Below are 13,673 nucleotides of genomic sequence, written 5' to 3'. Positions count from 1 at the left end.
TTATTTGCCTCCTTCCTCTTTTTTCGTTCCTCTTGTTGGAAGGACCTCACCACGATAAATCCAGATTTTAATTCCAAGCTTACCGTAAGTTGTGTCTGCTTCAGCAGTACCATAATCGATATCTGCACGAAGTGTGTGAAGAGGAACAGTACCTTCACTATAATGTTCAGAACGAGCGATATCAGCTCCGCCAAGACGGCCTGATACTTGAGTTTTGATACCTTTCGCACCCATACGCATTGCACGTTGGATCGCCTGCTTCATTGCACGACGGAAAGATACACGGTTTTCAAGTTGACGAGCGATGTTTTCAGCAACTAGCTTAGCATCAACGTCTGCTTGTTTGATTTCAAAGATGTTAACATGAACTCGCTTGCCAGTCATATCGTTAAGAGCTTTACGAAGTGATTCTACTTCAGATCCACCTTTACCGATTACCATTCCTGGCTTAGCAGTTTTGATTGTGATATTTACACGATTAGCTGCACGTTCGATCTCGACACCTGATACAGCAGCATCTTTTAGACGCTTTTCAATATAAGAACGGATCTTAATGTCTTCATGTAAAAGATTAGCGTAATCCTTTTCTGCGTACCATTTAGAATCCCAGTCACGGATGACGCCAATACGTAGACCTGTTGGATTTACTTTTTGACCCACGTCTTAACCCTCCTTCTTTTCAGAAACAACGATTGTGATGTGGCTAGTACGTTTGTTGATACGGCTCGCACGACCCATGGCACGTGGACGGAATCTCTTAAGAGTAATTCCTTCATCAACGAACGCTTGCTTAATCACTAAGTTGTTCGGTTCCATTTCATAGTTGTGTTCTGCGTTTGCAATAGCAGACTTAAGCACCTTTTCGATTACAGGAGAAGCTGCTTTAGGCGTCAAACGTAGAATCGCAAGTGCTTCACCTACTTGCTTGCCTCGAATCAAGTCGATAACGATACGAGCTTTACGAGGAGCAATACGCACTTGTTTAGCAATTGCTTTTGCTTCCATTTTGTGTACCTCCCCTCAATTAACGTCTAGTTTTCTTATCATCAGCTGCATGGCCTTTGTAAGTACGAGTAGGTGCGAATTCACCTAGCTTGTGACCGACCATATCTTCTGTTACATATACCGGCACGTGCTTACGACCATCATAAACAGCGATTGTGTGACCGATGAAGTCAGGGAAAATCGTAGAACGACGAGACCAAGTTTTAACTACTTTCTTGTCGTTAGATTCATTAAGTGCCTCGACCTTTTTCATCAAGTGGTCATCTACAAAAGGCCCTTTTTTCAAACTGCGACCCATTTGAGAACCTCCCTTTGTGTTTGCGCTACGGCTCGATTGAACCGTAGGACAATCACATTATTTTTTGCGACGACGTACAATGTACTTGTCAGTTTGGCTGTTTTTCTTACGAGTTTTATATCCAAGAGTTGGTTTGCCCCATGGAGACATTGGTGATTTACGTCCGATTGGAGCGCGTCCTTCACCACCACCGTGCGGGTGATCGTTAGGGTTCATTACAGAACCACGAACTGTTGGGCGGATACCCTTCCAGCGAGAACGACCTGCTTTACCAACGTTTACAAGTTCATGTTCTAAGTTACCAACTTGACCGATTGTTGCACGGCAAGTAAGAAGGATCATACGAACTTCACCAGAACCAAGACGAACTAGCGCATATCTTTCTTCTTTACCAAGAAGTTGAGCTTCAGCACCAGCTGAACGAGCTAATTGTCCACCTTTACCAGGCTTAAGTTCGATGTTGTGAATTGTAGAACCTACAGGAATGTTAGCTAACGGTAAAGCATTACCTACTTTGATGTCAGCTTCAGTACCAGACATGATTTCTTGTCCAACCTTAATTCCTTTAGGAGCTAGGATATAACGCTTCTCACCATCTGCGTAATGGATTAGAGCGATGTTTGCTGTACGGTTTGGATCGTACTCGATTGTAGCAACGCGACCTGGTATTCCATCTTTGTTACGTTTGAAATCGATGATACGATACTTACGCTTGTGTCCTCCACCTTGGTGACGAACAGTTAGTTTACCTTGGTTGTTACGCCCAGCTTTTTTGCTAAGAGGAGCAAGCAAGGATTTTTCTGGCTGGTCAGTCGTGATTTCAGCAAAGTCAAGCTGAGACATGTTACGACGACCGTTAGTTGTCGGTTTAAACTTTTTGATACCCATTGTATTTTCCCTCCTTTACGAGTTCTTTTTAAACTCCTTCAAAAAAGTCGAGTTCTTTGCTTTCTGGAGTTAGTGTAACTACTGCTTTTTTACGTTTTGATGTATAACCAGTATGACGGCCTACACGCTTGAACTTACCTTTGTAGTTAGCAGTGTTTACTGTTTGTACTTTTACGCCAAAGATTTCTTCTAGTGCGCCTTTGATTTGAGTCTTAGTAGCACGAGGATTTACTTCGAACGTGTATTTTTTGTCAGCCATTATTTCAGTAGAACGCTCTGTAATAACGGGGCGCTTAATCACATCACGAGCTTCCATTATGCGAGCACCTCCCCTACTTTTTCCACAGCGTCTTTAGTCATAAGAAGCTTGTCGTGGTTTAACACGTCAAGAACACTAACGCCGTTAGCCGTAACAACTGTTACGCCAGGGATGTTACGTGCAGATAATGCAACAGCGTCATTGTAATCAGCCGTTACAACTAAAGCTTTACGATCTGCGGATAGATTTGCAAGCACTTGCTTCATTTCCTTTGTTTTAGGAGCATCGAATGCAAGTCCTTCTAAAACGATCAAGTCATTATCTAGAACCTTAGAAGATAGCGCTGATTTAATAGCTAAGCGACGAACCTTCTTAGGTAATTTGTAAGAATAGCTTCTTGGTGTTGGTCCGAAAACCACTCCACCGCCAACCCATTGCGGAGAACGGATAGATCCTTGACGAGCACGTCCAGTACCTTTCTGTTTCCATGGCTTGCGTCCACCACCAGCAACTTCGGAACGGTTCTTTACATCATGTGTTCCTTGGCGCTGTGATGCTTGCTGCATAATAACAGCGTCGAAAAGCACGCTTTTATTTGGTTCAATACCGAAAACGGATTCGTTTAATTCGATATCGCCAGCTTGAGTACCATCTTGTTTAAATAATGCTACTTTTGGCATCAGATTGTCCTCCTTCCTTATTTAGCATCCTTTGCTTTAACAGCAGAGTTAATTGTAACGTAGCTCTTTTTCGCTCCAGGCACGTTACCTTTAATTAATAGAAGATTACGTTCTGTATCAACTCTTACAACTTCTAAGTTTTGTACAGTTACTGTATCTCCGCCAGTACGTCCAGGCAATGCTTTCCCTTTGAAAACACGGTTAGGGTCAACTGCACCCATTGAACCAGGACGACGGTGGTAACGGGAACCGTGGCTCATTGGCCCGCGTGATTGCCCGTGACGTTTGATAACACCTTGGAATCCTTTTCCTTTAGATGTACCAGTAACGTCTACAGCGTCACCTTCTGCAAAAATATCAACCTTGACTTCCTGACCAACTTCGTATCCCGCAGCATCAACATTGCGGAATTCCTTAACGTAGCGCTTAGGGCTCGTGCTAGCTTTAGCAGCATGACCTGCTTGCGGCTTAATAGTACGAGATTCTTTTCTATCGTCAAATCCAAGCTGGATAGCTTCGTAGCCATCGTTCTCTACGGATTTCTTTTGAAGAACAACGTTAGGAGTTACTTCTACTACAGTAACTGGGATAAGATCTCCGTTTTCAGCGAAAACTTGAGTCATACCAATTTTTTTACCTAAGATTCCTTTGGTCATTCGTCACACCTCCTATTTGTAAGTAAAATAATTATATAAAGCAAACGTGAAATTATAGTTTAATTTCGATGTCTACACCAGACGGCAGATCCAAACGCATTAATGAATCAACAGTTTGTGGTGTTGGCTCGATAATGTCGATCAAGCGCTTATGAGTACGCATTTCGAACTGCTCACGAGAGTCCTTGTACTTATGAACTGCACGAAGGATCGTATAGATCGCTTTCTCAGTAGGTAGCGGGATTGGACCTGATACCTTTGCTCCTGAACGCTTAGCAGTTTCAACGATTTTTTCAGCTGATTGATCAAGAATTCTGTGATCATACGCCTTTAAACGGATACGAATCTTTTGCTTTGCCATTATTTTCCCTCCTTTATTCGCCTATTTTGATAAACAGACATTGCTCCACGGAAATTCAACCTGATGTCACCAGCCATGGCAAAGGGGCCTGGTGTGTCAGCAACCTTCCGAATCATCGCAGTGAATGACCAACATTACTCATTATAGAGAAAATCAATGCCTAATGCAAGTTTTATTTGCATTTATTTATTGTTAATCGCACTTTTTCTATTATAGAGACTTTATGCCAGGATTTCAACTTCCTTTTTCTTCTTTTACACGTTTGAATGTGTTTCTTCTATATATAAGAGGTTTTGCTGTGGAGAATAATGAGCTGGTCTATTTGGATACGCAGGGTTGGTGGGTTGGTGAACCAGATTTAAATATAGGTTTATCTCCTTCGGCTTTGAAAGTAGCGATTTGTCGACTCGTGGTTTTTTCAAGTTTTACGTGGGATTACTGAGATTTTTCGTGGGATTATATTGCTTTTCGTGGGATTATTACTGATAACCGTGGAATTATTGTTGATATCAATGAAATCAAGAAGTAAAAACTGCTTACGTTATGTTTCTATACCCTTAAACATAGCGAACCAGGAGAAAAATATTTTTTCCTTCTTTTATCTATCAATAAACATGTTTTCTTTAATAATTGGTACCAAATTGTTTTTACCGATCTTATTCGATCCTTTTTCTTCATATTGAATGCTCTCTTATAATAGATAGTTGTTTTAGCGTTACTTTGTCCATTTCTCTCCTTAGACAAGTTGACTGGAGTGCAAGGTGCGTGCCTACCACATGAGAAGCTTCTCGCTAGGCATGCGACGAGGAAGCTCACATCGGTAGCATTTACTTGTAGACGCAGGAGCAAGAATACACCCCTGAAGAGGACAGGTGAGACTCCTAATGGCGCAAAGCGCAAGGAGGCTCACCGCCCGCCCCGCGGAAAGCGAGCATCCTGGAACAGAAGTCAACCACTCCCAAGAGCAACAAAGAAAAGACAAGTCAAAACATACAAAAAAGCACCCTCCAAATGGAGAGTGCTTTATTAAAGAGTAATAAGATTACTCAGTGATTGTTGCAACTACGCCTGCACCAACTGTACGTCCACCTTCACGAATAGAGAACTTAGTTCCTTCTTCGATAGCGATTGGAGCGATTAGTTCTACAGTCATCTCAACGTTATCTCCAGGCATTACCATTTCTACGCCTTCAGGAAGTTGGATGATACCAGTTACGTCAGTTGTACGGAAGTAGAACTGAGGACGGTAGTTAGAGAAGAATGGAGTGTGACGTCCACCCTCTTCTTTTGAAAGAACATAAACTTCTGATTTGAACTTAGTGTGAGCTTTAACAGTACCTGGCTTAGCAAGAACTTGTCCACGCTCAACATCTTCACGAGAAACCCCACGAAGAAGTGCACCAATGTTGTCACCAGCTTCAGCATAGTCAAGAAGCTTACGGAACATTTCAACACCAGTTACAGTAGTTGATTTTGGCTCTTCAGTAAGACCAAGGATCTCAACTACGTCACCAATTTTAACTTGTCCACGCTCAACACGTCCAGTAGCAACTGTACCACGACCAGTGATTGAGAATACATCCTCAACTGGCATCATGAATGGCTTATCAACGTCACGTGGAGGAGTTGGGATATAAGAATCCACCGCGTCCATTAGTTCTAGAATTTTAGCTTCCCACTCAGCGTCTCCTTCAAGAGCTTTAAGAGCTGAGCCTTTAATTACAGGGATGTCATCTCCAGGGAAGTCGTAATCAGAAAGAAGGTCACGTACTTCCATTTCAACTAGCTCAAGAAGTTCTTCGTCGTCAACCATGTCACACTTGTTCATGAATACAACAAGGTAAGGTACACCTACTTGACGAGAAAGAAGGATGTGCTCACGAGTTTGTGGCATTGGGCCGTCAGCAGCAGATACTACTAGGATCCCACCATCCATTTGTGCTGCACCAGTGATCATGTTCTTAACATAGTCAGCATGTCCTGGGCAGTCAACGTGTGCATAGTGACGAGAATCAGTTTCATACTCAACGTGTGCAGTTGAGATTGTGATTCCGCGCTCGCGCTCTTCTGGAGCACCGTCGATTTGGTCATAAGCCATTGCTACACCTTTACCGTTTTTCTTAGCAAGAACAGTAGAGATAGCAGCTGTTAAAGTTGTTTTACCATGGTCAACGTGACCAATAGTACCAATATTAGCATGCGTTTTGGAACGATCAAATTTCTCTTTACCCATGAGAAAGATTCCTCCTTAAATATGGTTACATATAGTAGTTTTTTTATTTAAAACAGACAGGTTATGCTGCCCATTTTAGATTACATGAAAATGTTGATTCTTACAACCGGGGAGATTAAGCTCCAGTTGCTTTTTTGATGATTTCTTCAGAAATTGACTTAGGTACTTCTTCGTAGTGATCGAAGTGCATTGAGTAAGTACCACGGCCTTGTGTACGAGAACGCAAGCTAGTTGCATAACCGAACATTTCAGCAAGTGGAACCATCGCTTTAACGATTTGTGCATTACCACGAGCTTCCATACCTTCAACACGTCCACGACGGGAAGTTACGTCACCCATGATGTCTCCCATATACTCTTCAGGAACCGTTACTTCAACTTTCATGATCGGCTCAAGAATAGCAGGATCACATTTTGCTTTTGCGTTCTTAAGTGCCATTGAACCGGCAATCTTAAACGCCATTTCGTTGGAGTCAACATCATGGTAAGATCCATCAACGATACGAGCTTTAAGGTCAAGTAATGGGAAACCAGCAAGCATACCGTTTTTCATTGATTCTTCGATACCATTTTGTACTGCAGGGATGTATTCACGAGGAACTGCCCCACCAACGATTTTGTTTTCAAATACGAATCCAGATCCTTCTTCACCTGGCTCGAATTCAATCCAAACGTGACCGTATTGTCCACGACCACCAGACTGACGAACGAATTTACCTTCAACTTTAGCAGCTTGGCGAATTGTTTCACGGTAAGCAACCTGAGGAGCACCCACGTTAGCTTCAACCTTGAATTCGCGGCGCATACGGTCAACTAGGATATCAAGGTGAAGTTCACCCATACCTGCGATGATCGTTTGTCCAGTTTCTTCGTTTGTTTCAGTACGGAATGTTGGATCTTCTTCAGCAAGCTTAGCAAGCGCCATACCCATCTTGTCTTGGTCTGCTTTAGACTTCGGCTCGATAGATAGTGAGATTACCGGCTCTGGGAATACCATGGATTCTAAGATAACAAGGTTCTTTTCATCACAAAGTGTATCACCAGTTGTAGTATCTTTAAGACCTACAGCAGCTGCGATATCTCCAGCGTACACGACAGAGATCTCTTCACGGGAGTTTGCGTGCATTTGAAGTATACGTCCAACACGCTCGCGCTTTCCTTTAGTAGAGTTCTGTACGTATGATCCAGAGTTTAATGTACCAGAGTACACTCGGAAGAATGTTAACTTACCAACATAAGGATCAGTCATAACTTTAAATGCAAGTGCTGAGAACGGAGCTTCGTCACTTGATTCGCGAGTTACTTCTTCTTCTGAATCTGGAAGAACACCTTTAATAGCTGGTACATCAACCGGCGATGGAAGATAATCAAGAACAGCGTCAAGCATAAGCTGAACACCTTTGTTCTTAAATGCTGATCCACACATTACTGGGTAGAACTCAACGTCACAAGTACCTTGACGGATACCTGCTTTAAGTTCTTCTTTCGTAATCTCTTCGCCTTCTAAGTACTTCATCATCATTTCTTCATCTAGCTCAGCTACCGCTTCAACTAATTTGTTGCGGTATTCTTCAGCTAAAGGCATGTGCTCTTCAGGAATTTCACGAACTTCGATATCAGTACCAAGATCGTTTCCGTAGAATACAGCGTTCATTTCAACTAAGTCGATGATTGCTTCGAATTGGTCTTCCGCACCGATCGGTAATTGGATCGGATGAGCGTTAGCACCAAGGCGGTCATGAATGGTTTTTACGGAGTATAAGAAATCCGCACCAATCTTGTCCATTTTGTTTACGAATACTACACGAGGTACTCCGTAAGTAGTAGCCTGACGCCATACAGTTTCTGTTTGTGGTTCTACACCTGATTGAGCATCAAGTAAAGCAACCGCTCCGTCTAATACACGTAATGAACGTTCTACTTCAACTGTAAAGTCTACGTGACCTGGTGTATCAATGATGTTGACACGGTGACCTTTCCATTGAGCAGTTGTAGCAGCGGAAGTAATCGTGATTCCACGCTCTTGTTCCTGCTCCATCCAGTCCATTTGTGAAGCTCCTTCATGAGTTTCACCAATTTTGTGGATACGGCCAGTATAATAAAGTACACGTTCAGTAGTCGTTGTTTTACCAGCATCGATGTGAGCCATGATACCGATATTACGAGTATTTTTTAAGGAGAATTCTCTAGCCATGAATTTCTCTCCTTCCTTATGCAAAGGAATTTTTATAGTGTTTTAGAGACAGTCCGAAAACTGTCTCTATGATTTTACCAGCGGTAGTGAGCAAACGCTTTGTTTGCTTCTGCCATTTTGTGCATATCTTCGCGCTTCTTAACTGAAGCACCAGTATTGTTAGCAGCATCCATAATCTCGTAAGCAAGACGTTCTTCCATTGTCTTTTCTCCGCGTAGACGAGAGTAGTTCGTTAAATAACGAAGTCCTAAAGTTGTACGACGCTCTGGGCGAACTTCAACCGGTACTTGGTAGTTAGCACCACCAACACGACGAGCACGAACTTCAAGAACAGGCATGATATTTTTAAGAGCTTGTTCAAACACTTCCATAGGATCTTGGTTTGTACGTTCTTTAATAAGTTCAAACGCATTATACAAGATTGTTTGAGCTACCCCTCTCTTACCGTCAATCATAATTTTATTGATTAGACGAGTTACAAGCTTGGACTTGTAAATTGGATCAGGTAACACATCACGACGAGCAACAGGTCCTTTACGTGGCATGTGGTCCCCTCCTTTCTTATAGTTGTTTTATTTTTGTTAAAAATATTATTTCTTAGCTTCCTTTGGACGCTTCGTTCCGTACTTAGAACGACCTTGCATACGGTTAGTAACACCAGCCGTATCAAGTGCACCACGAACGATGTGGTAACGTACCCCTGGTAAATCTTTTACACGTCCTCCACGGATAAGAACAACACTGTGCTCTTGAAGGTTGTGACCGATACCAGGAATGTAAGCTGTAACTTCGATTCCGTTTGTTAGACGAACACGGGCATATTTACGAAGCGCCGAGTTCGGCTTCTTAGGAGTCATAGTACCAACACGCGTACAAACTCCACGCTTTTGCGGAGATGAAACGTTAGTTTGGGACTTCTTGAAGCTGTTATAACCTTTATTTAACGCAGGAGAGTCAGATTTCTTTGTTTTAGAAACACGACCATTGCGTACTAATTGGTTAATTGTAGGCATTTGAATTTCCTCCTCTCTTGTTTTGTAATGCCACCGACCCAGGTGGTTCATTTTGGGACAAAAGAAAGTTTTTGCGAGCGGAGCGTTAATCTTTGCTCATCGCAAAAACAGTAATTTTATCCTTTTATCGCAACAGTTGCGGCCCCGACATCTATACCGCATGCTTTTCCAAGCTTTTTCATGGAATCAACCTTTACGATCGGCACTTGCTTTTCTTCGGCAATCTGCAATACTTTGCTTGTTACCCGAAAATCAGCATCTTCCGCAACGACCAGTTCTTTGACTTCGCCGTTTTGTAAAGCCTTGATTGTTTGCTTAGTACCTACGATAATTTCAGAAGCCTGTGTCACTTTTTCATAAGACATACAAATATCCTCCAAAGTAACAATTCTTAGGAGCACATCCGTAATAATATCACCGATGCACTCCCAATGTCAACATCTCATTTATTAATCTTGAGAAACAAGTTCTGTAGGCAGTTCTGCCTCTTCGCTGTTCTCTTCTTCAACTACCGGAGAATTAATTCCGATGTTTCTGTAACGATTCATACCCGTTCCAGCCGGAATCAGCTTACCGATAATAACGTTTTCTTTAAGTCCGAGCAATTCATCACGCTTTCCTTTGATAGCAGCGTCTGTAAGAACTCGAGTAGTCTCTTGGAACGATGCAGCAGAAAGGAACGATTCAGTTTCAAGTGATGCTTTTGTAATACCAAGAAGCACCGGACGTCCTGTAGCAGGAGTTCCGCCTTCAAGAAGCACACTGCGGTTAACATCCGTAAATGCATGGATGTCCATAAGAGCTCCTGGAAGTACTTGAGAATCACCAGAATCGATGATGCGCACTTTACGAAGCATTTGGCGAACCATTACTTCAACGTGCTTATCTCCGATTTCTACCCCTTGCATACGGTAAACTTTCTGTACCTCACGCAGAAGGTATTCCTGTACGCCTTCCGCACCGCGGACTTTAATTAATTCTTTCGGGTCAATCGAACCTTCAGTCAATACTTGACCTGCGACTACTTTATCTCCTTCAACTGCCTTAATACGGGCACCGAATGGAATTGTGTAAGATCTAGATTCGATTTCACCTTGGACAACAACTTCACGCTTATCCTTATTGTCGTTCACGCCGACAACCGTACCTTCAAGCTCGGAAATAACAGCTTGACCTTTCGGATTACGCGCTTCGAACAATTCCTGGATACGCGGAAGACCTTGTGTAATATCGTCTCCTGCTACCCCACCTGTATGGAAGGTACGCATTGTAAGCTGTGTACCCGGCTCACCGATTGATTGTGCAGCGATGATTCCAACAGCTTCCCCGACTTCAACGTCAGAGCCTGTTGCAAGGTTGCGTCCATAACATTTTTTACATACGCCATGACGAGTGTCACAAGTAAATACAGATCGGATTGTTACAGCTTGTACGCCTACTTCCTCAATGTAAGCAGCCATATCTTCTGTAATCAATTCGTTAACATCCGCAAGTACTTCTTTTGTTTCTGGATGGAATACCTTTTTATAAGCTGTACGTCCGATTAAACGTTCATGAAGCGGCTCGATCACTTCGTTGCCTTCTTTAATAGCGGCAACTTCTAAGCCGCGGTCAGTTCCGCAGTCATCTTCACGTACAATAACATCTTGAGCAACGTCAACAAGACGGCGAGTAAGGTAACCTGAGTCAGCCGTTTTAAGGGCTGTATCGGCAAGACCTTTACGCGCTCCGTGAGTAGAGATAAAGTACTCGAGTACTGTTAGTCCTTCACGGAAACTTGATTTGATTGGAAGCTCGATGATTTTACCAGCCGGGTTAGCCATCAATCCACGCATACCCGCCAGCTGCGTAAAGTTAGATGCGTTACCACGGGCACCGGAATCACTCATCATAAAGATCGGGTTGCGCTTATCAAGTGTACCCATCAATTTATTTTGGATTTCGTCTTTCGCCAAACTCCAAATGTTAATTACACGCTCGTAACGCTCTTCTTCTGTGATTAAACCACGTCTGAATTGCTTCGTAACGTTCACTACTTTTTCTTCGGCAATCTTAAGGATATCTTGCTTTTCAGGTAATACTACGATGTCAGAAACACCGATCGTGATACCAGCGCGCGTCGAATATTTGAATCCTAAGTCCTTCATCCGGTCAAGCATTTTAGACGTTTCAGTGATTTTGAATCGTTTAAAGACTTCAGCGATGACCTTACCAAGAATACCTTTCTTGAAAGGAACAATCTCTTCATGCTTTTGAATCTCTTCTTTTACATTAGAAGCCGGATCTAAGAAATACTTTTCAGGTGTTTCCACTTGAAGGTTCGTAGTTGTTGGCTCGTTAATGTACGGGAATGACGGCGGCAGGATCTCGTTAAATAACAATTTACCTACTGTTGTCATAAGAAGCTTTGATTGTTGTTCTTCCGTAAACGATTCTTTGTTAAGACTCGATACCGGCACTGCAATTCTTGTATGCAGGTGAACATATCCGTTTTCGTAAGCGATAATCGCCTCATTAATGTCTTTAAATACTGAACCTTCACCAATAGCTCCTGCACGCTCTAGAGTCAGGTAGTAGTTACCTAATACCATATCCTGTGAAGGTGTTACTACTGGCTTACCATCTTTCGGGTTCAAGATGTTTTGGGCAGCAAGCATTAAGATGCGAGCTTCTGCTTGTGCTTCAGCAGATAAAGGTACGTGAACCGCCATTTGGTCACCATCGAAGTCAGCGTTGTAAGCTGTACAAACAAGCGGGTGAAGACGGATCGCGCGTCCTTCAACCAGAGTTGGTTCAAATGCTTGAATACCAAGTCTGTGAAGTGTAGGTGCACGGTTTAGAAGTACAGGGTGTTCGCGAATAACTTCTTCTAAAACATCCCAGACTTCAGGCTGAACACGTTCTACCTTGCGTTTAGCACTCTTGATGTTATGAGCAAGACCTTTTGATACGAGTTCTTTCATAACAAACGGCTTAAACAATTCAAGTGCCATTTCTTTCGGCAGACCGCATTGATACATCTTTAAGTTCGGTCCTACAACGATAACCGAACGACCAGAGTAGTCAACACGCTTACCAAGTAAGTTTTGACGGAAACGCCCTTGTTTCCCTTTCAGCATGTGTGAAAGTGATTTAAGCGGACGGTTTCCTGGTCCTGTAACCGGACGGCCGCGACGGCCATTATCGATTAAAGCATCAACTGCTTCTTGAAGCATACGTTTTTCATTTTGAACGATAATGTTAGGAGCACCTAGATCTAATAGACGCTTCAAACGGTTGTTACGGTTGATAACACGACGGTAAAGGTCGTTAAGGTCAGAAGTAGCGAAACGTCCGCCATCAAGCTGAACCATCGGACGCAATTCCGGTGGGATAACCGGAAGTACTTCAAGAATCATCCAGTCAGCATGGTTACCCGAGTGACGGAATGCTTCTAATACTTCCAAACGCTTAATTGCACGTGTACGGCGTTGCCCTTGTGCAGTTTTAAGCTCTTCTTTCAGCATATCAACTTCTTTTTCAGCGTCGATATCTTCTAAAAGACGTTTAATTGCCTCTGCACCCATTTGGGCAGTAAATCCTTTTCCATACTTTTCACGGTATGTGCGGTATTCCTTTTCAGAGAGCAATTGTTTCTTCTCAAGCGGAGTATCCCCTGTTTCTGTAACAACGTAAGATGCAAAATAGATAACTTCCTCTAATGCTCTTGGAGACATATCCAAAACAAGACCCATACGGCTTGGAATTCCTTTGAAATACCAGATGTGGGAAACAGGAGCAGCAAGCTCGATGTGACCCATACGGTCACGTCGAACTTTAGCTCTTGTTACTTCAACACCACAACGGTCACAAACGACACCTTTATAACGGACGCGCTTGTATTTTCCACAATGACATTCCCAGTCTTTAGTAGGACCAAAAATTCTTTCGCAGAACAAGCCGTCTTTCTCAGGCTTAAGTGTACGGTAGTTGATTGTTTCAGGTTTCTTTACTTCCCCTCTTGACCACGACCGGATTTTGTCCGGCGAAGCAAGACCAATTTTCATATACTCAAAATTATTTACGTCTATCAAGGAGCGTACCTCC

General features: G+C 42.9%; 14 protein-coding genes. All 14 read right to left on the bottom strand.

Annotated features, from left to right (window positions below):
- On the bottom strand, positions 1-660 hold the full coding sequence (gene rpsC / locus ACFW35_RS19195) for a 30S ribosomal protein S3 (RefSeq protein ID WP_379837252.1): 660 nt from the start codon (positions 658-660) through the stop codon (positions 1-3).
- Positions 661-663: 3 nt separating this feature from the next.
- A complete protein-coding gene (gene rplV / locus ACFW35_RS19190) occupies positions 664-1,005 on the bottom strand; it encodes a 50S ribosomal protein L22 (RefSeq protein WP_066237948.1) in 342 nt (113 codons plus the stop codon).
- A 19-nt stretch (positions 1,006-1,024) separates the two neighbouring features.
- Positions 1,025-1,303, bottom strand: coding sequence for a 30S ribosomal protein S19 (gene rpsS, locus ACFW35_RS19185; RefSeq protein WP_066285535.1), 279 nt, complete (start codon positions 1,301-1,303; stop codon positions 1,025-1,027).
- Between the two features lie 57 nt (positions 1,304-1,360).
- Positions 1,361-2,191, bottom strand: a complete 831-nt coding sequence (gene rplB, locus ACFW35_RS19180; protein ID WP_379837254.1) for a 50S ribosomal protein L2 — start codon at positions 2,189-2,191, stop codon at positions 1,361-1,363.
- 28 nt (positions 2,192-2,219) lie between these two features.
- Positions 2,220-2,507: a 50S ribosomal protein L23 gene (rplW, locus tag ACFW35_RS19175; RefSeq protein ID WP_066237959.1), complete on the bottom strand. Its 288-nt coding sequence runs from the start codon at positions 2,505-2,507 to the stop codon at positions 2,220-2,222.
- The gene (rplD, locus tag ACFW35_RS19170; protein ID WP_379837256.1) at positions 2,507-3,130 is read right to left on the bottom strand and encodes a 50S ribosomal protein L4; all 624 of its coding nucleotides are present in this window, start codon (positions 3,128-3,130) and stop codon (positions 2,507-2,509) included. The genes rplW and rplD overlap by 1 nt, the downstream gene beginning before the upstream one ends.
- Before the next feature lie 17 nt (positions 3,131-3,147).
- Positions 3,148-3,786 carry a 50S ribosomal protein L3 gene (gene rplC, locus ACFW35_RS19165; protein ID WP_077365514.1) on the bottom strand — a complete coding sequence of 213 codons (639 nt, stop codon included), beginning with the start codon at positions 3,784-3,786 and terminating at the stop codon, positions 3,148-3,150.
- A 52-nt stretch (positions 3,787-3,838) separates the two neighbouring features.
- Positions 3,839-4,147, bottom strand: a complete 309-nt coding sequence (rpsJ, locus tag ACFW35_RS19160) for a 30S ribosomal protein S10 (protein WP_053356198.1) — start codon at positions 4,145-4,147, stop codon at positions 3,839-3,841.
- A 1,042-nt stretch (positions 4,148-5,189) separates the two neighbouring features.
- On the bottom strand, positions 5,190-6,380 hold the full coding sequence (gene tuf / locus ACFW35_RS19155; RefSeq protein ID WP_379837258.1) for an elongation factor Tu: 1,191 nt from the start codon (positions 6,378-6,380) through the stop codon (positions 5,190-5,192).
- A gap of 115 nt (positions 6,381-6,495) precedes the next feature.
- Positions 6,496-8,574, bottom strand: a complete 2,079-nt coding sequence (gene fusA / locus ACFW35_RS19150) for an elongation factor G (RefSeq protein ID WP_379848187.1) — start codon at positions 8,572-8,574, stop codon at positions 6,496-6,498.
- Between the two features lie 74 nt (positions 8,575-8,648).
- Positions 8,649-9,119 (bottom strand): 30S ribosomal protein S7, encoded by a 471-nt coding sequence (gene rpsG / locus ACFW35_RS19145; protein WP_197134190.1) that lies wholly within the window; start codon positions 9,117-9,119, stop codon positions 8,649-8,651.
- 45 nt (positions 9,120-9,164) lie between these two features.
- On the bottom strand, positions 9,165-9,587 hold the full coding sequence (gene rpsL / locus ACFW35_RS19140; RefSeq protein WP_251324206.1) for a 30S ribosomal protein S12: 423 nt from the start codon (positions 9,585-9,587) through the stop codon (positions 9,165-9,167).
- 116 nt (positions 9,588-9,703) lie between these two features.
- Positions 9,704-9,952: a 50S ribosomal protein L7ae-like protein gene (locus ACFW35_RS19135; RefSeq protein ID WP_077365502.1), complete on the bottom strand. Its 249-nt coding sequence runs from the start codon at positions 9,950-9,952 to the stop codon at positions 9,704-9,706.
- An 84-nt stretch (positions 9,953-10,036) separates the two neighbouring features.
- Positions 10,037-13,660 carry a DNA-directed RNA polymerase subunit beta' gene (gene rpoC, locus ACFW35_RS19130; protein WP_379848185.1) on the bottom strand — a complete coding sequence of 1,208 codons (3,624 nt, stop codon included), beginning with the start codon at positions 13,658-13,660 and terminating at the stop codon, positions 10,037-10,039.
- Between the last annotated feature and the right edge of the window lie 13 nt (positions 13,661-13,673).

The organism is Fictibacillus sp. NPDC058756, from assembly GCF_042746035.1.
Classification (GTDB): Bacteria; Bacillota; Bacilli; order Bacillales; family Fictibacillaceae; genus Fictibacillus.
This window is presented reverse-complemented; position numbering and strand designations above follow the sequence as displayed.

Bases quoted from the DNA above. Each gene is read 5' to 3' on its own strand.
- rpsJ (WP_053356198.1), bottom strand. From the start codon at position 4,147: ATGGCAAAGCAAAAGATTCGTATCCGTTTAAAGGCGTATGATCACAGA.
- rpsG (WP_197134190.1), bottom strand. From the start codon at position 9,119: ATGCCACGTAAAGGACCTGTTGCTCGTCGTGATGTGTTACCTGATCCA.
- tuf (WP_379837258.1), bottom strand. From the start codon at position 6,380: ATGGGTAAAGAGAAATTTGATCGTTCCAAAACGCATGCTAATATTGGT.
- rpsS (WP_066285535.1), bottom strand. From the start codon at position 1,303: ATGGGTCGCAGTTTGAAAAAAGGGCCTTTTGTAGATGACCACTTGATG.
- rplC (WP_077365514.1), bottom strand. From the start codon at position 3,786: ATGACCAAAGGAATCTTAGGTAAAAAAATTGGTATGACTCAAGTTTTC.
- rplB (WP_379837254.1), bottom strand. From the start codon at position 2,191: ATGGGTATCAAAAAGTTTAAACCGACAACTAACGGTCGTCGTAACATG.
- fusA (WP_379848187.1), bottom strand. From the start codon at position 8,574: ATGGCTAGAGAATTCTCCTTAAAAAATACTCGTAATATCGGTATCATG.
- rpsL (WP_251324206.1), bottom strand. From the start codon at position 9,587: ATGCCTACAATTAACCAATTAGTACGCAATGGTCGTGTTTCTAAAACA.
- rplV (WP_066237948.1), bottom strand. From the start codon at position 1,005: ATGGAAGCAAAAGCAATTGCTAAACAAGTGCGTATTGCTCCTCGTAAA.
- ACFW35_RS19135 (WP_077365502.1), bottom strand. From the start codon at position 9,952: ATGTCTTATGAAAAAGTGACACAGGCTTCTGAAATTATCGTAGGTACT.
- rplD (WP_379837256.1), bottom strand. From the start codon at position 3,130: ATGCCAAAAGTAGCATTATTTAAACAAGATGGTACTCAAGCTGGCGAT.
- rplW (WP_066237959.1), bottom strand. From the start codon at position 2,507: ATGGAAGCTCGTGATGTGATTAAGCGCCCCGTTATTACAGAGCGTTCT.